Below are 21031 nucleotides of genomic sequence, written 5' to 3'. Positions count from 1 at the left end.
ATGACAAACATCCTATTAATTGGTCATAACAGTCATTGCGAGCCGCAGATTAGTGTGGTGCTGGCGATACCGAAAGCGCCATATTGAGCCAAGAGCACTGGGGTTGCTGAGACTCGGGCTGACAAACCACGTAGGTTTGCTGATCGGCAGTCAATGACAGAGTAAACTCACTGGCAGTCTGTTGCTGGCTTGGCGACTTTATGTCGCCGGTGACAACTTGCTGCGCTAGCCATTGGCCTTGTTGACGCAAGGTGGCGTTATAGAACACGCCACTGTCGTCAGCCAAGGTCACTGACACAGGTTGGGTTGGTTTCTTCGCCTCGTTAACGGTTTCTTGGTCTTTGTCGACAAACTGCACCGAACCGTCGGCTGCCACTTGAAATTGATCATTGGCAAAGAAGCCATGCCAGCGAGCATTGCTAAAACTGATGCCTGCATCTGATTGTGCAAGGGTGGCTTGATGAATGTCTAACACATGCACGCCGCCTTGGCCGATTACCTGCATTGCTTGCTCGGGAACTTTGGTGTTGGCCAACAGAGCTGTCGCTTCATCGACACCAAAGCCCAAGCGAGAGCCGGTTTGCTTGGCCAATATCGCAAGTCGGGTGTGACGCCCTCGCTCAGCAAAGTGGGTATCGGTAATGCCCCAATGAAACAAGCCTAAACCGCCATCTTGCTTGTAGCTGAGGGCATTATCTGGCAATTCGCCGCAACTACCATCCTTGTCGCAGTTTTCAGCGGTTGCAAGGCTGGCAAATGCGCCGTATCGCACTGCATTGATACTGGAGCCATTGGTGATCATGGCGAGTGAATCTGTCGGGTTACCCGACTGAACGGCAGTGCCAGCACTGGTGCCACCAACCACTAAGTTACCAGCGGCTAGTTTCTGTTTGATCAGTGTCAGTTCTGCCGAGTCGCTGCCATCGCTGTGGCGAAATGCTTGGACGGTCAGAGACTGGTCGCCGCCGTTGATAAAAATGCCATCCGCTTGTTCAATCATTGCCAGTGTTAGCTCTGGCTTGTGGCAGTGTTGCTGTTGCAACTCGACTAAGTCGGGGTAAACAGCTGCGCGGTTATGGACCCCTTGAATAGTGGCGTGGAGTTGCGGTAACTGCTGACAATCAGCCCCTTGGTTGGCGCGACGAGCATGTTGCAGTGCCGCATCCAAAGGTAACCATTGGACTGATTTGGCGCCCGCGCTGATGAAGGCATTTCGATAGAAATCAACGGCTTCAAAGGGATCGCGGGCAGATGCCGTGACCACCAAGATAGATGGTGATTGTGCAGTACTAACTTGCTTGGCCATGGCGATAAATTGTTGATAAATGTGCCGTGAGTGAAGGTTTTTGTTGTGCTCTAAAGCAACGTTCTCGGTCAGTCGTTGGCCGTTTTGCTGGAACTGACCCACTTCTAGGTGATCTTGAATCCGATACCATTCGGCATCAGACGATTGGCGATAGAGATCATAGCCGTTAATGGTGTTGCCTTGATACTCGATGCGGCTGGCCTTAATTAAATCCACCAATTCGTGTTTCGATAATTGTTGCTGTCCTAGTGGCGATGCGATGGCAGTTAGCAACTGTCGCCAATGGCCCGCCAAAGTTTGTCGGTGAGCTGCCCAAATGACAGGGTTGGTTGCCGCTTTTATTTGCTGTTGGCCTAGCTTGAACCGCAACGATGTTTTGCTGTTGATAAAAAATGAAGGCGTTTCGACACAATTTTTTGATGCCATGCTGCTACAAGTTGCCAGCCCTCCACCGGCTAAAAGTAAGTTGTACGTTGTTTCTTGTTGTTGTGTTTTGGCAGCAAAAGGCAGCATAAAGCAAGCAAGAAGTGTTATTTTTGCTGAATTTGTAACTTTCTTAAATGGCCGATTTAAGCTTGGCATTGAGGCATTATCCAATCTAATAAATGTCTTTTTTAAGCGAGTAACATGGTGTTGACACGATTGCAACACAGTGATAATCGTAAATATACCGAGGCCGACCAAGGTCTCATTTTTGTAGTGAAAACGACGACGGATTAACCAGTCATGTTGAAGAAAGCCTGGTCCTTGGCCAGCTATTACTACCAAAACTTCTACCTCAGCGAGTGGTTCGACGAATAGCCACTTGCGGTTCCATTGACGGCAGATCAGCCATCTGATCCTTGCCCGTCACGCTTTGCTGAGCGTCATCGGCAGCACTAAGTATTTTCAAATAAAAAATTGCTAATTGAGCTTCAGACGATAACGCCGATTCGATTTCTGGCCTGTTGCTGCCCGTGGTTTTTCACAACCGGGTATCGCCACAATCGACGTTGTCCAACTGGCGCCAGCATTCGCATTTAAACTTCAGGAAGAATGGGAGAGTCAGATGACCCCGAAACTCAATCCAATTATGCGCGCTTGGGCGCTTTGCGCCGCGCTTTCGCCGGCCGTGATGGCAACTTCAGCAACGGCAGATGATGCTAGCAACGACAATGTCGAGCGCATCATCACCACAGGTAGCCATATCAAAGGCGTCGACATGGAAGGCGCAACGCCGCTGCTCAACATTGATGAGGAATACATCAAAAGTAGTGGTGCCAACACCATTTCCGAATTGTTAAAGGATATTCCGCAGTTCCAGCAAGGCACGTTTACTACCCAAGGCGGAACCACCAAAGTTGGCAGCCAACCTGCCGGCTCCGTGGTTTGGGTACGGCGTCGACGTTGGTTTTGATCAATGGTCGCCGCGTACAGGTCAGCTCTTTTGCCAATGAGTCAGACTCGTTTATCGACATCAATGCCATTCCTCTTGCTGCGGTCGAGCGCATCGAGGTTCTTATGGATGGCTCATCGGCATTGTATGGTGCTGATGCCGTTGCAGGTGTCGTTAACTTCATTATGAAACGCAATTATGAAGGCGTGGAACTGAGTGGCTCATACAGCCAAACCACGCAAGACGACGATTACGGCAAAACTAACCTAAATGCGGTGGTTGGTTTTAGCTATGGCGAATCGAATACCACTTTGGTGTTCGACTACTTCGATCGCGATGCCTTGATGCACGAAGATCGTAAACGCACCCGTGATGCTACTTTCTGGCTAGATACCGCCATTGACGTTGATTACAGTGACTATCCGGACCCATGGGATTGCCCGGAAGAGGATGTGGTTGATACCAAATACGGTCAGGGTTGTTTCTACAACTATGTGCAGTACCGTGCCACCATCCCTGATCGTGAATCTCTCGGGGTTTACCTATTCAACGATACGCGGCTAAGCGACAACACGGCAATGTTCGTGGAATTGGCTTATCAGCACAACGAGAGTCAGTCATATGATGCGCCATCGAGCATTAGCGGCTTTTCGATCCCTTGGGATCATCCTGATATGCCGCAGTACTACGCTGATATTAATGCCGAAGATGGTTACCCAGATGATGATCTGACGACCTACACCCGCTTCCCAGATCGCCGTCAAAAAGAAGCTGAACTTGATGCCTACCGCGCCGTACTTGGTTTTAATGGCGAGCTATCTGATTGGTATTGGGAAACTGCGGCAAGCTATGGCTATAGCGAAAACACCATCAAAGCGGTAGGTGGCTACTACCACGAAGACAAAGTTCAAGCGGCACTCCGTGGTGAACTATGCGCCGATGGCAGCATTGATTGTTCGCCAGACTCTGGTGGCCTCTGGTACAACCCGTTCAATCGTGGCGCCGATGCTGATCGGGCAGTGATTGAACTGATGGAAGAGCGTGCTCCTCGTAAAGGCGAATCAACCATGTACGCCTTCGACGCCAAGGTTTCTGGCGATGTATGGCAGCTTCCTGCAGGTATGCTCAGCATGGCCGCTGGTGCTGAGTATCGCTATGAAGAAATCGAAGATAAACCGGATCAGTTGGCTCAGGACGGCAAGATCATCAACCTTGGTGTTACTGAAGCCAAAGCGGATCGTTATCAGTGGTCTGCATTTGCTGAGTTTTATGTGCCGGTCACCGATAACTTTGATGCCCAATTAGCATTGCGTTATGACGATTACGAAGATGCTGGTGATGACTTCAACCCGAAAATCGGCTTGCGTTACCTGCCATTTGAAAACTTGGTTCTCCGAGCGTCATACGGTACCAGTTTCCGGGCCCCGTCATTGTCGCAAACAGGCGCAGGGATCACCGAAGGTGAAGGCTACTTACCATGTGACAATGAGTACGAAGCACTCTGTTCCGATGACAGCATCGATGTCGGCGAAGTTGAGTATGATCGGGTCTTTGGTGGTAATCCGAATCTACAACCAGAAACGGCGGACACTTACAATCTCGGCTTATCATGGGATGTCACCAAGAATCTTAACGTGACGTTAGATTATTGGAGCTATGACTACGAAGATCTGATCGATGTTGACGAAGACTTCATTCTGCAAGCTTACTTGCGTGGCGAACTTGATGCCAAGGCTCCTGGTGAGTTAGTTGAAGGCGAGGTCGGTCTTGAAATCAACAGTGATGGTGACTTGCACAAGGTTCAAAACAGCTACATCAACATTGGTAAGCAAGAAGTTGAAGGGTTTGACATCGGCATCACCTATGGTCTTGAGACCGACGGCTGGGGTGATTTTGAGCTGTTAGTCGATGCAACATATCTTGATAACTACAAGCGCTGGCTGACCTCTGATTCTGAACCTGAGCAACTGGCCGGTGATTGGACTTACCCCGAGTGGATTGCGCTGTCAACGTTGCGTTGGGATTACAAGCAATGGCGCGTGTCACTGACTGGTGATTACACCGACAGCTACAACGATGGTCCTTACCAGTATGATGATCACCCAACGGTAGATAGTTGGTTGGTATGGCACAGTAATGTCACCTACTACATTGGTGATGATTACGATGTTAGCTTGACGGTGCGTAACATCGCCAACGATGCGCCGCCAATGGCAACCAGTCCAACTGCGGGTGTTGACTTCATTAACCATGACACCTTGGGACGCTACTGGACACTGGCATTCTCGGCGCGGTTCTAAGCCGGAGCTCAGTTGCTAGGGCAATAACAGCAGGGACGAGGTAGACTCGTCCCTGTCTTCTAGTCTCTTGTTTGTGGTTCATTATGAAAACAACTGCTCGCCAAATGCCCGATGCATTTGTGATTCTCTTTGTTGTTGCTGTGCTGGCTTGGTTTGCCGGCATGTGGATCCCCGAAGGGCAATATCAAACCGTTGAAAAAACCTTAGCCAATGGTTCGACTCGGACCGTTATCGATCCCGATAGCTACCAGCGTCAAGCGCCAGAGTTGCAAAACAGTCAAATTCCACTGTTTGCTGAAGGCGGCGAACCAGGCTTGCTCAATGTCCCGTTTGAAGGCTTAGTCTCTGGCTCTAAATGGGGCAGTGCCATCGGCGTGGTTGCGTTTATTCTGGTGGTTGGTGGTGCCTTTGGCATTATCATGAAAACCGGCGCAGTCGATCGTGGGATTCGCCAGCTGATTGGTTCTGGTGAACGGGCTCTGAATATTATGTTGCCGGTGATTTTCGTCTTGTTTTCACTTGGCGGCGCGGTGTTTGGCATGGGCGAGGAAGCCATCGCCTTTTGTATTATTCTGGTACCCATGGTGGTGGCACTAGGGTTTGATAGTATCACTGCGGTACTTATTACCTATGTGGCGACCCAAATTGGTTTCGCCACCAGTTGGATGAATCCGTTTAGTGTTGCCATTGCTCAGGGCATTGCTGATGTACCAGCGCTGTCCGGAATGCCATTTCGTGCTGGATGCTGGCTGGTGTTCACTGGCCTAGGTTTGTGGTTTACCATGCGCCACGCTCATCGCATTGCGGCTAATCCGCAATCTTCTCCGGTTTATGGTCAGGACGATTTTTTCCGTCTGCAACACAGCGAGGAAAACCAGCAACAGAGCTTTAGTAAAGGTGATGCGTTAGTTTTGCTAACGTTACTCGGCGGTATCATCTGGGTGATTTGGGGCGTGATTTGGCGCCACTATTATATCCCCGAAATTGCTAGTCAATTTTTCACCATCGGGCTGTTGTGCGGCATCATTGCCATGGTATTCCGGCTCAATGGTATGAGCGCCAACGATGTTGCTGACGGTTTTAAGCAGGGCGCGGCTGATTTGCTGCCTGCGGCCTTGATCGTCGCCTTGGCCAAGGGGGTACTGATGCTTCTCGGTGGCGATGATGCTACTGAGCCGTCGGCGCTAAACACTATTTTACATTGGGCAGGGCAAGGGCTCGGCGAGTTCTCATCAATGACCTCTGCCCAATTAATGTTGCTATTCCAATCAGTCTTTAACTTCTTTATCGCCTCGGGTTCTGGTCAAGCGGCGTTGACCATGCCGTTGATGGCGCCGTTATCTGACTTAGTTGGGGTGTCACGCCAAATCTCGGTGTTGGCGTTCCAGCTCGGTGATGGATTGACCAACATTATTATTCCAACGTCTGCGTCATTAATTGGCTGTCTCGGCGTTGCTCGGATTGATTGGGGCGTTTGGTTTCGCTTTATATGGCCGCTCCAGCTAGCTTTGTATGGCACTGCCGCTGCCGCGATGGCAATTGCTGTACTGATTGACTTTACGTGATGTATCTATGCTGACTTTATTAAAAAACGCCAAGGTTTATGCACCTGAACCACTCGGTAAACATGACCTGCTGATTGCCGGCGGCAAGCTTTTGGCGATGGAATCTGAATTAACTCTGTCAGGCTCTATTCCGCACCGGACTGTTGATCTCAACGGCTTGATCGTGGCGCCAGGGTTGGTCGATTCGTTAGTTCACATCACCGGCGGTGGCGGTGAAGGTGGTTTTGCCACTCGCACTCCGGAAATGACTCTCACTCAAGCAACACGAGGCGGCGTCACTACTGTTGTCGGCGCGCTGGGTACTGATGCCACGACGCGCTCATTAGCTGATTTGGTGGCCAAAGCACGAGCGCTAGAGGAAGAGGGTATTTCGGCTTATTGCCACACCGGTAGCTATCAATATCCAGTTCGCACAATCACAGGATCAGTGACGGATGATATTGTCCTTATCGACAAATTTATTGGCGTTGGTGAAGTAGCAATTTCCGATCATCGTGGCAGTCATCCGAGCGTCGCAGAGTTGATTCGTTTAGCGAGTGAAGCGCGCGTCGGTGGGATGTTGGCTGGTAAAGGTGGTGTCGTTAGTATTCACGTCGGTGATGGTGGCGATCAACTCGATCCGTTGCTGGAAGCTGTAGCGACGAGTGAAATCCCAATTCGTCAGTTTTATCCAACCCATATTAATCGCAACCCTGGTTTGCTCAATAGTGGCTTCCGCTTTGCCGAAGCAGGCGGCGTGATTGACTTTACCACCAGTCATAATCAACAAATTATTGATGATGGTGAAGTGCTTGCCGCTGAAGCTTTGGCGCTAGCGATTAATCGTGGCATTTCAGTCAATAACCTGACAATGAGCTCTGATGGCAATGCCAGCCTGCCGATATTTAGTCGCGACGGTGAATTAATCGGCCTTGAAGTGGGCAGGGTCGACAGTTTATTTAGTGCCTTGCGTCAGGCCATTAAAGATTTCGATGTTCCGATCGAACAAGCACTGACCGCAGTCACCGCGACGCCAGCCAAGGTACTGGGGTTAGCTCAGAAAGGTCGAGTTCAAGTCGGCAAGGATGCTGACTTCATCTGTGTTGATCCTGCTAGCTTTGCCATCGAGCAAGTGTGGGCCAAAGGCAAGCAACTGGTTGTCAATGGTGAACCCGCTTGCAAAGGGATGTTTGAATAAATTGTTACCGCAGGGCTAGCGGCCCTGCGCCCTCTGAATATCACCCTCTCGCGCCAATATTATCCTGTTGTGCCGTTATCAGATAAAATATGCGCCGACTTTGTTAATTTTTTCTTAAAGTAGATTTTATACAATCGCAAAACATGTAACTATTTGGCGCTAAACAAGGTCTATTAATTTGTGAGAGTTCATTGCTTCTCGCCTTTGTTAAGTCGTCGGTGCTCTTTGCTGCCATTTTTGCCGCCATAACGACTTGATATCTCGACAAGGAATTCGACTGAGGTTGTACATATGAGTTTCAAACGCTGGGCAATTAGTGCTGTTGTTATCGTTGCCGTCATCGCCATTATCACCCTATCCAAGCAACAAATGATGTCCGACCAAACCGCTATGGGTGCTGGTGGCGAGCCTGTCATGACAGTGGAGGCGCTAGTCGTTGAGCAAACTCAATACAGCCCGACCATTGAAGTGACAGGGGAAGTCAACGCGTTACAGCAAATGCAGTTAACAACTGAACTGGCAGGCACCATTGGACGCTTGAATTTACCAATGGGTGGCGTGGTCCAACGTGATCAGGTGCTAGTGGAGTTAGAGCACTCAGAGGAGAGCGCCAAATTGATTGGCGCTCATGCCAAGTTGGAGCTGTTTCAGACTCGCTTGAAGCGACTGGTGTCGCTGCAAGCTAAAAAACAAATTAGTGAAGAGCAAGTTGATGAAGTCAAAGCTGATGTCAAACTTGCCGAATCAGAAGTCGCTCAATTACAAGCCATTATCGATAAGAAAGTATTTCGGGCGCCGTTTACCGCCAGAGTTGGTATTCATGATCTCGAACTTGGTCAATACCTCGACAGCAATACGGTGATCACAACGCTGGTGGGTTTAAGCGATTCAGTATGGGTTGACTTTCAATTGCCGCAATCCTACCTACCACTGGCGCTTGGCGACCAAGTCGAGGTATCACTGATTGGTAAGAATGGCAGCCATTTAGCTGAGATTGTCGCGGTATCGCCGCAACTCAGCAATTCTCGTAGCTTTGACTACCGGGCAAAGCTGACGCTGGCTGACTCTGCTATTGCTCAGCTCTATCCAAATACGCTGGTTACCATTCGAGTACCGGTGTCGGCAGCTCAGTCTGTCATCAAAGTACCTGAATTGGCGTTGGCTAGGGATCAGTTCGGCGCTTATGTCTATGTATTGGAACAGCAAGAAGGCGATTTGCGAGCGAAACGAACGGCAGTTGAAGTGTTGGCAACGGAAGATGGCTTGGCAGTGCTTCAGGGCGAACTGCAGCCTTCGCAACAGATCGCGACCAAGGGTTCGTTTAAGCTATTTCCATCGGCCAAAGTTAATGTCGTTAGTGCTGAATCGGAGGCTCTTTAATGCAGCAGTCTTCGGCAAACATAATGGACATCTTTGTCAAGCGGCCAGTGCTATCGATCGTGTTGTCAGTCGTGATCTGCTTGTTAGGTATTTGGGCTGCCATCAAAATTCCAGTGTTGCAGTTCCCACGAATTGAAAGCTCATCGTTAATCGTCAATACCTATTACACTGGCGCCTCGGCTGAAGTCGTCAAAGGCTTTGTTACTGAACCCATTGAACGAGTGGTTGCCACCGTCCCCGGCGTCGAGTACGTCGATTCGTTGACCACTTCAGGTTTAAGCACCGTGACTGCTTGGCTGAACCTCAACGAGGATAGCACCCGAGCCCTTGCTGAACTGAATACCCGTCTTAGCCAAATTCGTTATGAGTTACCTCCCGGGGCAGAAGACCCGGTCGTTGAAGTTCGTCGCGCCGATCGGCCATTTGCGGTGTTTTACTTAGATGTGGCGTCCGAAGGGTTATCTGCATCAGCCGTGACGGACTATTTGACGCGGCAAGTAAATCCACGTTTGACCACCATCGAAGGGGTACAACGGATCACCATCGAAGGCGCTCGAACGCCAGCGATGCGAGTCTGGCTCGACCCTGATCGCTTGGCGATGTTTGACTTAAGTGCTGTTGAAGTATTTGACGCGCTCGCAGCGAACAACACCATTTCCACGCTCGGCTTTAGCGAGAGTAATTCCCAGCGTATTGATATTGTCGCCAATACCCAACTGAGTGACGTCAGTGAGTTTGAGTTGCTGGTGGTGCAGCAGCTCGACAACACCACGGTTTACTTGCGTGATGTAGCGCGCATTGAACTGGGATCTGAAGATGCCAACGTGACCGCCCGACTCGACAATAAGGACACTGTTTATATCGCGGTTTGGCCGTTACCGGGAGCCAACGAGATCCACATTGGCGATCAACTCTATGAAGCAATTGAGGCGATTAACCCAACGCTGCCAATGGGGATGAAAATTGGTTTTGCCTATGACGGCACCCTCTATATGCGCAATGCGCTGCGGGAAATTTTAACCACACTGGTCGAAACCGTCACCTTGGTTGGCATTGTGGTGCTGTTCATGATGGGCTCATTGCGAACGGCGTTAGTGCCTTTAGTGACTATTCCTATTTCTATCCTCGGTGCTTTAGCGGCAATGGCGGTGATGGGCTTTTCCATCAACCTATTGACCGTGTTAGCGATCGTGCTATCGGTCGGCCTAGTTGTCGATGATGCCATTGTGGTGGTTGAAAATGTCGCGCGATTGATGCGTCAAGGCGTGCCTCGCTTGCAAGCTGCGTTGATGAGCTCGCGCCAGCTCATGGTACCGATCATTGCGATGACCTTAACGTTGGCGGCGGTCTACTCACCCATTGGTTTTTTGTCGGGGTTAACCGGCACGCTGTTTAAAGAGTTTGCCTTCAGTTTGGCTGTGGCGGTATTGGTATCTGGTGTTGTGGCGTTAACTTTGTCACCGATTATGAGCGCATACGTAAATGCCGATGGTGGTCGAGAAGGGCGCTTAACCAAACAAGTCAACTTGGTGTTTGAGCGGCTGCAGCAGAGCTATGGACGTTTGCTCGATAAACTCTTTAGTTGGCGTAATCAGTTGATCGTCGGTGCGGCAATACTAGCGACTTTGGCAGTTCCGTTTTATATGTTTAGCGCTAAAGAGCTGGCACCGATTGAAGATCAAAGTCATATCTTCATGATTGTTCAGTCACCACCGCAATCATCATTGAGCTACAACGTCGAACACGTGCGGCCTGTGGTCGACAAAATGTTGGAGATCGATGGCGTCAATGAAATGTGGCAGGTGATGCTGACCAGTGGCGGCTTTGCTGGTTTAGATATGGTTGAACCTCATGAGCGTGATTTTGCGCCTCAGGACAAGTTGCCTGAGGTTTATGGCACCTTGAGTCAATTTGCTGCCTTGGACATGTTGCCTATTTTAACGCCATCACTGCCATCTGCAGGCCAATTTGACGTTGAATTGGTGGTTAAATCCAGCGCCAGTTATCAAGAAATGAAGTTGATTGCCGATGAGTTGGTTGGCGCAGCTTATGGCTCAGGGAAGTTTCTATTTGCTGATACTGATCTGAAGATAGACATGCCGCAAATCCGTTTGGAACTTGATAAGCAAAAAATAGCCGATTTGGGCATGAGAGTAACGGATGTCAGTGGCCAGCTAGCTGTTTTGCTGTCGAGCAATTATGTCAACCGCTTTGACTCTGATGGTAAAGCTTATCGGGTGATCCCAATTGTTGGCGATGATATTCGTTCGCGTCCCGAGCAAATTCTTAACTTGACCCTCAAGACGCCGGCCGGTGACTTGATCCCGGTATCGTCGGTGGCATCGATTGAGTGGCATGTGCAGCCGCGCAGCTTAAGCACTTTTTCACAACAAAACTCGTTTAAGATTTATGGTGGCGCAGCACCAGGCGTTACGAAGGAACAAGCCTTAGTGGCGATAGAACAAGCCGCGGCTACGATTCTGCCGAAAGGTTACAGCATTGACTACGCCGGTGAGTCTCGAGCAATGCGCAAAGAGGGTAACACCCTGCTATCAGTATTGGCGGTGTCATCGCTGATCGTATTCCTGATTCTCGCTGTCCAGTTCAACAGCTTCCGAGATCCATTGGTGGTGCTATTTGGTTGTGTGCCATTGGCACTGGCAGGCGCTCTGGCATTGCCATTCTTTGAGCTCACTACCATCAATATCTATTCGCAAATTGGTCTCGTTACCCTGATAGGTCTAATTGCCAAAAATGGTATTTTGATCGTTGAGTTTGCTAACCATGTGCAAGCCGAAGGCAAAACCAAAGTAGAGGCGGTCAAAGAAGCGGCAATGACTCGGATGCGACCGGTATTGATGACCACTGCGGCAACCGTGTTGGGTCACTTTCCGCTGGTGCTGGTTACTGGCGCAGGAGCTGAAGCCCGCAACAGTATCGGCATTATTCTGGTCGCCGGCATGTTCATTGGTACTTTCTTTACGCTGTTGGTGCTACCAGCATTCTATTTATGGCTAGCTGAAGACAAACAAGCGCTCAAGGGTTTGCAGAAGGAGCTCGCTGCGCAACAATCGAAAGCGGCTTAAAAAAGTTTTTGCTGCAGTGTCAACCAAATGGCCTATCAGCCGTTATGGCTAATGAGAAGATAAAAACGGCTATGTCGGCGCGACCGGCGGAGTGATTAAGCTTTGAGACATGATGCGATCCTGTGATTGAATCCGACGTGGGTGATAACACCGAGTCGACGCCGGTGAACATGGATGAATTTCTGCAAGCGATCGAAGTAAAAGCCTATCGCATTGCGTTGTTTGCTGTTGGTGAGCATGCCGATGCTTTGGACATCATTCAAGATAGCATGATTAAGCTGGTCACCAATTATCAGCAGCGTGCAGCAACGGAGTGGAAGCCGCTGTTCTATCGAATTCTGCAGAATCGCATCACGGATTTTCACCGTAAACGCAAAGTACGCAGTTTTGTTCAGTTGTTTAATTTTGGTTCCAGCCGCGAAGAACCTGTCGAGCCGCCTGATAGCGAGCCTCATCCAGATTCCGTTCCTCAACTCGCCTGGCAAAAACAGCAACAACAACAAGCGGTTTTTAAAGTACTCAACGATTTGCCACTGAAGCAACAGCAATGTTTTTTGCTTCGTAGTTGGGAGGGGATGTCGGTGGCTGAGACAGCGGCCGCGATGGATTGCTCACCGGGCACGGTAAAGACCCACTATTTCAGAGCAACGACCAAGATTAGAGAACTGTTGGAGCAACAATATGACATCCACATCTAAAGACAACGAAGTGGAACAACTGGTCAATCAGCAACTCGATGCCAGCAGTGCGCAATTGGATGATGTTGTTCGCAATGATATTGCTTCCGCTCGCTTAACTGCTTTAGCGACGGCGCGAACAGCCAAGCTTGGTAACGAGCCTAGGGCATGGTCAAGTCTGATTACCTCACTTTTTCATCGACCACGTTGGCAATACGCTATGCCAATGGTTGCTTTGGCGACAGTCATGTTAGTAACTTACACCTCACGACAAACAATCCCAGCATTGCCGCAGGAGCTGGTGTTGGCTGATGTGCCAGCAGCAGATTTGGGATTACTTGAGGATTTAGAGTTTGCTACATGGTTGGCGCAACGGCAGCAGGAGGCAGGTCATTAGTATGATGCTCGCAACCTGTGTCTATCAATCGGCATACGCTAGCACTGATGAACAAGCAGCATCAAGCCAGCAAGAACCACCAACGATGGCGTTTCTTGAGTACTTGGCTGAGCTAGAGCAGGTTGATGGCGAATGGGTCTCTGCGCTCGATGTAGCCGAGGGCAAGGAACCCACGGCAAATGACAAGGTTAAGCACCAGGTCACCTTGACCGAAGATAACTCGCTGAACGAGCAGGGGGATGCACAATGAGACCATTGTTATTGCTCATTACGTTTCTGTGCTTAACGATAGCCTTGCCTGCAAGTGCGCAAAAATGGGATCAACTAAGTAGCGAACAACAGCAGGTGCTGAAAAACTTCAAAGGTCAATGGTCGCAGTTCAATGAAGACAAACAAGCAAAACTGGCATTGGGTGCAGAACGTTGGATTAAAATGGACAACAACCAGCGACAGAAGGTGTCAGCGAAGTACGAAAAATGGCGCCAACTGTCACCGGAAAAACGTCAGCAATTGCAGGAAAATTTTAAATCGTTCAAAAAGATGCCTAAACAGCAGCAAGCTGAAGTAAAAAAGTCCTACGAGCAGTTCAACAGCTTACCGCCTGAACAACGCAAGGCATTGCGCCAAGAGTTTAAACAATCGCAAGAAAAACTTCGTCAGCAGCAAAAGCTCCAGCGGCAAAAGCAGCAGAAGCAAATGCGTCAGAATAAAACCAAGAATCGGCCAGCAAAACGCTAACTCAACAGTGTTTCATTACGAAACATTGATGCCGGCTGGGGTAGCCTGCTAGATCAACGAATCAATGTCAGTGTCTTGTTCGGTCATTGCGGCATTGGCATTGTCATTTTCAAAGGTTCTCGCGCCTTTGAGCATGGCCTGAGTCAGCTCGTTAGCATCAAACTTAGTGAGTGCTTCGTTGGCGCCAACTTGTCTTGCTCTATCGACACTGATTTCACTCGATAGTGAGGTATGCAAGATGATAAACGCATTGCTGAGTGCTTTGTTGGAGCGAATTTCAAAAGTCAGCTCGTAGCCATCAAGCCGAGGCATTTCAATGTCACTGACGACAATTTGAAAGGGGTTGTCTTGTGCCGCTGCTTGTTCAAGCATATGTAAAGCGGTTTTGCCGTTATCAGTCACTTGATAGTCAACCTCAATGCTATCAAGTGCCCCACTTAGCTGTTTTCGAGCGGTAGCTGAGTCATCCACCAGAAGAATGTTCATGCGGCTAAGTAGCGCTTGGTCGGGCAAACTTAACTCGACATTGGTTTGATTAAACTGTTCGGGGTATATCGCCTCTAGCAGCATTTCTATATCGAGTAGCTGAATCAACTTTTCATCGTTGCGAGTGACCCCTGAAATGTATGCATGTTTGCCGACTGATGCTGGGGCTGGCTGAATGTCGTCCCATCGGCATTCACTAATCTTGTCAACTTGGCGGACCAGAAAGCCAACGGTTTGGCGACAAATATCAACCACGATGATAGAGCAAGATTGCCGATCTTCTGGCGCTACCGGCGGGAAGCCAACGGCGGCGGCTAAATCGATGACAGACAGCGTGGTACCTCGCATCGATACCGAACCCAATACGTGGTGATGAGATTTGGGTAACGCGGTTAACTGCATGTAAGGCACAATTTCTTTGACTTTCAACGTGCCGATGGCAAAGAGCTGAGTCGATGTCAGGTAAAAATGCAGTAAACCCTGAGTCTGGCTGGTTGCTTTGGTCATTGGTTGCTCACTAGAACGGCGTTCTCTAATCGCTATGTTGTTACCCTACTATCATCCAACAGTGACGAAAAGGGGAGAGATCAGTTAGTTAACGTTTGGCCACAATTTCGTCCCCAGATCGATTTCCGGGCAAGGGCATGGTCAGAACAGGTAGCCCAAATTGGCGGTCCAAGCGGTGGACGTCTCATCACCACCGAAATCGAACGAAGCGTTTAAATCGACGATCCAAGCACTGAACAGATCAAAAGAAACATAAGTGTTGAGCTGGCCGTAGCTTTCACTGCCTAATGCTGACTGTGAATTGATTAAGCTACCGTTGCGACGGTTGTTGACTTGGCTGATGTTTCGGCCATTGCGAGAAACGATTTGCGATTCACTATCAGTCACTTGACTCCATTGCATCGACGCTCCTGTCAGCACGCCGTAATCAGCGTTCAATTCGAGATAATATGAAGCTGATAAACTGGCACTGATAAAGGTTGTATTACCTTGTTCTTTCGACGATGCATCTGGCTCTTCTCTTTTATCCCTGCGCTGAGTCATTTGCCAGTCATTGTAGTGAACACCCAAACCAACGCCCAGTTGCCAGTCTTCAAGGTACCAATCGTAGCCACCACTCAACGAGTAAGAAGGTGATTCAGTGTCGCGCTCAAATGTGATGCGATTTTCTTTGCCAGTCTTGAGTTTAAGTTCATCTTGCCAGTTGTTGTAACTGGCTGAGAAGGCCCAGTTTTCAACATAGTAACCGATGCCGACACTCCAGCTGTCAATATCGAGAAAACTATCTACTCGGTCGGTCACCTGCTCAGTTTCATCGGCAATGTAGACATCACCACTAATCGATAAATTGTCAGTGAGATCGAAAGACAGCAATGCTGTTTTGCCTGCTGGTTTAAAGTGAATCACTCGTTCATTGACTTGAGTGGTCTGCTCCGATTGGCCGTAGCCAAGGTATATCGCACTGGCGAAACTGATCGAAGGAGTGGTGATACAAGCTGTGGTGAGTAAGGCGAGCGCCCAACGACAATTTGGGGCGAAGGCAACAGGGTTCGAACGCATGACTTCATTACATGGAGTTAAGTAGTAACGAAGTTAACGGATCAAAGATCAATTAACAATTGGTTAACCGGCCTCATTGATAAAAAGCTGATTTAAACACATGGTTTTGACCGGGCATGTGCTTAAATCAGCAATAGAGGGAATTGATCAAGCTTTATTCGAATGCTTCTTCCACGGTCAGCTCATCAATACATGACTTGATCGCTTGACGTGTTGCTTTCGAAGATTGCTTCGCCGCTGAGTATTCATCTAGACTGATATCGCCGCTCTCATCAGCGTCGATAAGCCGATGGCCCCGGCAGGGTGAGCCATCTTAATGTTTGTGTTCGGGGTAATAATCGGCCAATGCCTTAACGGCTTTTTCTAGTTCATCGACGTACTTGATGTCGGCATTTTGCTTCACTTTCATGGCGCTGACGATAACGCTGTGGTGACGAATCAAGCGTTCACTGTAATCTTTTTGTTTAGCTTTGACCCGCTGAGTTAGAAAGTAGTCGCTGATGGTGGCAATGATGTTCTGAGCATGCTGTTCTTTGTTCATCACCCAGCGAACTAATTGGTTATTCGATTGTGGATCTGATTTACCAGTAAGATTTTGAATTTGGCTAATCGCTTTGCGAGCTGTTGCGACGTCTTGTAGCATTTCTTTGACCTTTGCATGGTCATCATAAATGCCACAAGGGATTTGACAGTGGGAATATGCAGCAGGACTGATGAGCCAAAACAAACTAGCGGCAATCAATAATGGTCTGAGTAGTTTATTCATTGGATTTATCTCCGTATAAATGACATGACAAGGTAGTGCTAACGCGATACCAGAAGCTTTGGTTATAGATAACAATAGTCATTCTCGCCACAAAAAAGCCCGGCGCTAGGCCGGGCAAAAATGAAACAACACTCAGAGAAAGCAACGTTTATTGGGTTACGGTGAGTGTTAAATTGACGGCGTCAAATACCAAGGTATAAGTGCCGTCAGTTGGCGCATCAAAGCTCAAGTCACCTTTGTTATATTCCAGGGGTATTTCAGTATCCAGCGAAACAACACCGCCATCCTGGCCGAAGTTGATATCGCCCCAACTGTCGTCGGCAACTTTAAAATTAACGCCGCCAGCGTTCAGCTCAGCATTAAGCTCATAGATACCACCACCGACATAAGTGAACTGATAGTCTTCCAAGGCTGCCCAGCCCGGGTCAAAGCTGCCGCGCAAGTAAACACCAGTTGCACCAAAGGTTGGCGTGTCTTCGCTGGCACTAACGGTGACAACCAATTGGTCGGTGTTAGTCGCGTCGACATCAAATTTATAGATTCCGGCAGTCTCAATTGTTACTGCGATATTGCCACTGACATCTGACAATGCCAGAGAATCTGCGCCTTCAGTGATTCCACCAAAGCCATAATTGACGTCAGCCCAGTCTGCATCGGCAAACTTAAACTCATAGCTGCCAGCATCAAGCGTGATGTTGGTCGTGTAGACGCCTTCGCCAACAAATAGCGTTTCGTTTGCTGTGCCCCAGTCATTCATGCTGCCGCGGATGTAGACCTTGGTATCACCAAACGGCGCAATGTTATCCATGTTTTTGTTCGATACAGGGATACCAGCACCTTGTGCACCTTCTTGTGGTACCACAATCACAACCGTGCTGAATGCTGGTACATCAACGCTGCCCGATGATACTTCGACGGCGGCAATAGCGGCATCAACAGAATCTTGTTGTACCGGGTGGAGTTCGGCATTCGCAGGTACGGCGACCGAATGGACATTGGCATCCATGTTGTAGATCACCATGATCGCATCATAGTTGCTATCGAGATCGGTACCGGCATTTACACCGTCGTCAATTGACTGCACGATCAATCCTGGCGTTTGCTCAGTGCCGGTGTTGTGATAGTCAACACGCTTCATCACGACGCTGGCTTCACCCAAACCAAACAATGGAGAACTGCTACGGATTTTGAGGTACTCCATGAACATGTCACGGCTGTACTCAAGCTCAGATGCACTGGTTTCAATGCTAGTATCAGCAATTACTTCACGAATCAGATCGTAGTTACTGCCGTCTTTATCATCACGAGGCAGACCTTTGTTCCAGTTGTTGTCAACGGCACTGAAGTCTACTTTGTTGTACCAGTCACCCGAGTCATAGCTGTCGCGCTCCATTGATTTCGAGCGCAGCAAGTCAGCGCCCATGTGCATGAATGGAATGCTCTGGCCTAGCAACGGGAAGCTGACGGACAATACTTGCATGCGAGCACGATCCATGGCACTTAAGCCGGTAGGCAACTTGTATTGGTTGTTGTCCCACAGGGTTTGATTATCGTGCTTCGATACATAGGTTTGGGTTTCGTAAGTGGCTGCGGCATAACCTGACTCTTGACCGTTATAATCAACGTCTTTACCACGTTTGGTGTTGCCATTACGGTCAATGAGGATGAAGTCAGCTAAGTTGCCGGTCAGCTCAACGCGAACAATGTCAGCTTGTTTCAGCCAGTTGTTCAACTCATCAGCGCTGCCGCTGTTATGCTCATTAGGCAGAGTGTATAGGCCGTTGCCAAGGCCTTGATTGGTGCGAATGGCATCGCCACCATCAAACGGTCCACCACCACGAATAGCATCACGGCCGCGGTCAGAGAAGGTACCTATGCCTGTACCGTACATATTGTGCTGGCGAGCCTGAACAAAGCGCGCATCGTTCTCAACTTCACCGAAGTTCCAACCTTCACCGTAGAAGTAAACATTTTCGTTTACTTCACGAGCAGCTGCTAGTGAGTCAATCATCGCTTGTTTTGGCTGATGGCCCATCAAGTCAAAGCGGTAAGCGTCAACTTTGTAATGCTCGGTCCAAATCAGAATGGTGTCGGTCATCAACTTGGCCATCATCACGTGTTCAGTTGCCGTGTTGTCACAACACGTTGACTTAGTAACGCCGCCACTTAGCTCGTCAAGACGGTGGTAATAGCCGGGAACGACTTTATCGAGTACCGATTTGTCGCCGGTGCCTGACGCGTTGGTGTGGTTGTAAACCAAATCCATGACCACGTTGAGGCCATTTTCGTGCAGGGTTTGCACCATTTCACGGAACTCAACGATACGTGTGGTGCCATCGGCATCAGTAGAGTAGGTGCCTTCTGGAACACCAAAGTGCAGTGGATCGTAACCCCAGTTGAAACCATCCAAATCGCGGATATCATCGACAATCGTCTCTGCACATTGTGTGGCTGGATCGCATTGTTCGAGCAAGCTCAATAGAGTTGCGCCGGCATCTTCACCGCAAACGCTAGCAGATGAGCGAATAGCACATAGCTCACCAACGGTATTAGTGATCTCAATACGCTGGCTTGGATCCTCATTGGTAGTCGCAAAGTCCGCTGCTGGCAGTAAGTGGAAGTGGGTCAACCCCGCTTCTTGCAATGCCAGAATGTGCTTCATAGCGTCGGATTCAGTTTCGGTGAATGCCTTATAGGTACCACGATATGCTTCGGTAGTCGTTGGATCACTGATGCTGAAATCACGAATGTGGCTTTCATAAATTACGATGTTTTTGGGTTCGATCATTGGTACATCATGATCATCCCAACCAGCAGGTTTCAATGCTGCGCTATCGAGATCAACTACTTGCGAGTATACCGAGTTCATCGACAAGCTAATTGAATATGGGTCGGTGGTGACTAAAGACTCATTGCGACCTGTAGACGGGTGATAAACGGCAATTCGGTATTGGTAGAAAGTGCCTTCAGGCAAGTCGGTTGATGCAGACCAAATACCTGTCGCTGGATCTTCGCTCATGGCAATGGGCGACTCAGCCAACTGAACCTTGGTATCGGCATCAAATGCCAGCAATTCAACTTGCGTTGCTGTTGGTGCCCAAACACTGAAATCAGTGCTGCTGCCAACAATCGAAACACCTAAGTCGGCTTCATCGGCATCGTTGTCACCGGCTGTGTATAGAGCATCAAGCGCCAACGGAATTTGGACATTGGTCGCTGCAACGATTTGCGCATCGCCATTCATCGCCACTGCGACTAGTTGGGTTTTCAGCGCGGCTTTCAACTCATCTGCCGAGGCTTCATGGGTAAACGCATCAAAGCCTGACAAATGCGGTGGGGCGTTGTCAGTGGCTGATGCTGAAGTCAGATCAATGGTGGTGTAGTCACCAGCAAGGGAGCCGTCAGCATTCAGTGCAATGTTAGCGGCAGCAGAGCTTAGTAGCATGATACTGCTGGCTGAGTCTGGCACATTCCAGCGGACCGATTCTTCATTGGTGAGGTGAGCGGCGGCGCCCTCAATGGCTACTGGTGGCGTTTCAATGACGTCATAAAAAACGCTAGAGACATCCTTAAAGGTAAAGGCGTAGTCATCGGCTTTGGCAATCTCCAGCAGGCCATCGGCACTGCCCATGCCCTTTTCGTCGCCTTTGTGAATGATGAAGTTGGCACACTCAGCATCTGGGTTTATGTCCAAAACCCAGTAAATACCGTAGGTGTCACTTTCACCTTCGAATGCGAATGGATCATCCCAGTTTTCGAAATTGTCGCCAGCTCGGTCCATCATCGCTTGGCTATAGCCGTCAGGGCAGCTGCCACCATTCCACAGGTGTAGCCCCCAATCCTCGTATGAGGCACTTGAATCTTGCAAATTAAAATAAAGAGCAACTTGGTTTTCGCCAACTTCAACCAATTCGCTCGCAGGAGGGTTTGAGTTGTTGCTGCTACCGCCACAACCACTTAATGCGGCAGCCACAATTGCAGTACCCATCACCCCTCGATTGAGGATGTTTTTCATGTTACCTAGCCTTTTTCAAGTCAATTTGATTGATACCGATGCGCCATAGTTGTGCTTGAAGCTATCCGCTTCAGGATTGCTCTGGTGCTTTTGCATCTCTGTTGAGCAAACACTGTCATGGGTTATTGGTACTAGCCTTTTGGTCACTTCTTTGGTGACTCTAAAATCGCTGATTAGAGTAGAAGTGATGGCGCTGA

General features: G+C 49.2%; 15 protein-coding genes. 10 read left to right on the top strand and 5 right to left on the bottom strand.

Features of this window, described 5'->3' with window-relative positions; translation table 11 throughout:
- Positions 1-49: 49 nt before the first annotated feature.
- Positions 50-1732 (bottom strand): cyanophycinase, encoded by a 1683-nt coding sequence (locus tag CBE68_RS13205; RefSeq protein WP_143824561.1) that lies wholly within the window; start codon positions 1730-1732, stop codon positions 50-52.
- A gap of 622 nt (positions 1733-2354) precedes the next feature.
- On the opposite strand from CBE68_RS13205, the gene CBE68_RS13200 reads away from it, so the two are divergent.
- The 10 genes from CBE68_RS13200 (at position 2355) to CBE68_RS13155 (ending at position 14001) form a co-directional block, all read left to right on the top strand.
- Positions 2355-2702 carry a hypothetical protein gene (locus CBE68_RS13200; RefSeq protein WP_087506565.1) on the top strand — a complete coding sequence of 116 codons (348 nt, stop codon included), beginning with the start codon at positions 2355-2357 and terminating at the stop codon, positions 2700-2702.
- Positions 2693-4981 (top strand): TonB-dependent receptor, encoded by a 2289-nt coding sequence (locus tag CBE68_RS13195; protein ID WP_143824560.1) that lies wholly within the window; start codon positions 2693-2695, stop codon positions 4979-4981. Before CBE68_RS13200 ends, CBE68_RS13195 begins: the two co-directional genes overlap by 10 nt.
- A gap of 83 nt (positions 4982-5064) precedes the next feature.
- Complete coding sequence (gene yfcC, locus CBE68_RS13190; RefSeq protein WP_087506563.1) at positions 5065-6546, top strand: putative basic amino acid antiporter YfcC; 1482 nt, start codon at positions 5065-5067, stop codon at positions 6544-6546.
- Positions 6547-6553: 7 nt separating this feature from the next.
- Positions 6554-7723 (top strand): beta-aspartyl-peptidase, encoded by a 1170-nt coding sequence (gene iadA / locus CBE68_RS13185; protein WP_087506562.1) that lies wholly within the window; start codon positions 6554-6556, stop codon positions 7721-7723.
- Positions 7724-8014: 291 nt separating this feature from the next.
- The gene (locus CBE68_RS13180; protein WP_087506561.1) at positions 8015-9103 is read left to right on the top strand and encodes an efflux RND transporter periplasmic adaptor subunit; all 1089 of its coding nucleotides are present in this window, start codon (positions 8015-8017) and stop codon (positions 9101-9103) included.
- Positions 9103-12189 (top strand): efflux RND transporter permease subunit, encoded by a 3087-nt coding sequence (locus tag CBE68_RS13175; RefSeq protein ID WP_087506560.1) that lies wholly within the window; start codon positions 9103-9105, stop codon positions 12187-12189. The genes CBE68_RS13180 and CBE68_RS13175 overlap by 1 nt, the downstream gene beginning before the upstream one ends.
- A 122-nt stretch (positions 12190-12311) precedes the next feature.
- Positions 12312-12887, top strand: coding sequence for an RNA polymerase sigma factor (locus CBE68_RS13170; protein ID WP_087506559.1), 576 nt, complete (start codon positions 12312-12314; stop codon positions 12885-12887).
- Positions 12871-13263: a hypothetical protein gene (locus CBE68_RS13165; protein ID WP_087506558.1), complete on the top strand. Its 393-nt coding sequence runs from the start codon at positions 12871-12873 to the stop codon at positions 13261-13263. Before CBE68_RS13170 ends, CBE68_RS13165 begins: the two co-directional genes overlap by 17 nt.
- 1 nt (position 13264) lies before the next feature.
- Positions 13265-13513 carry a hypothetical protein gene (locus tag CBE68_RS13160; protein WP_087506557.1) on the top strand — a complete coding sequence of 83 codons (249 nt, stop codon included), beginning with the start codon at positions 13265-13267 and terminating at the stop codon, positions 13511-13513.
- Positions 13510-14001 carry a DUF3106 domain-containing protein gene (locus tag CBE68_RS13155; protein ID WP_087506556.1) on the top strand — a complete coding sequence of 164 codons (492 nt, stop codon included), beginning with the start codon at positions 13510-13512 and terminating at the stop codon, positions 13999-14001. Before CBE68_RS13160 ends, CBE68_RS13155 begins: the two co-directional genes overlap by 4 nt.
- Positions 14002-14049: 48 nt before the next feature.
- Here the strand turns inward: CBE68_RS13155 and CBE68_RS13150 are convergent, their stop codons facing one another.
- From CBE68_RS13150 to pulA, 4 genes are all read right to left on the bottom strand, one after another.
- Positions 14050-14994 (bottom strand): chemotaxis protein, encoded by a 945-nt coding sequence (locus CBE68_RS13150; protein ID WP_087506555.1) that lies wholly within the window; start codon positions 14992-14994, stop codon positions 14050-14052.
- A gap of 141 nt (positions 14995-15135) precedes the next feature.
- Positions 15136-16053 (bottom strand): hypothetical protein, encoded by a 918-nt coding sequence (locus CBE68_RS13145; RefSeq protein ID WP_087506554.1) that lies wholly within the window; start codon positions 16051-16053, stop codon positions 15136-15138.
- 313 nt (positions 16054-16366) lie between these two features.
- A complete protein-coding gene (locus CBE68_RS13140) occupies positions 16367-16819 on the bottom strand; it encodes a superoxide dismutase [Ni] (RefSeq protein WP_087506553.1) in 453 nt (150 codons plus the stop codon).
- 148 nt (positions 16820-16967) lie between these two features.
- Entirely contained in the window at positions 16968-20834 is a 3867-nt protein-coding gene (pulA, locus tag CBE68_RS13135; protein WP_087506552.1) for a pullulanase-type alpha-1,6-glucosidase, read from the bottom strand.
- Between the last annotated feature and the right edge of the window lie 197 nt (positions 20835-21031).

The sequence above is a fragment of the Neiella marina genome, assembly GCF_002165625.1.
Lineage (GTDB): Bacteria > Pseudomonadota > Gammaproteobacteria > Enterobacterales > Neiellaceae > Neiella > Neiella marina.
Note: the sequence above shows the minus strand (reverse complement) of the source record. Positions and strands in the feature narration are given on the sequence as shown.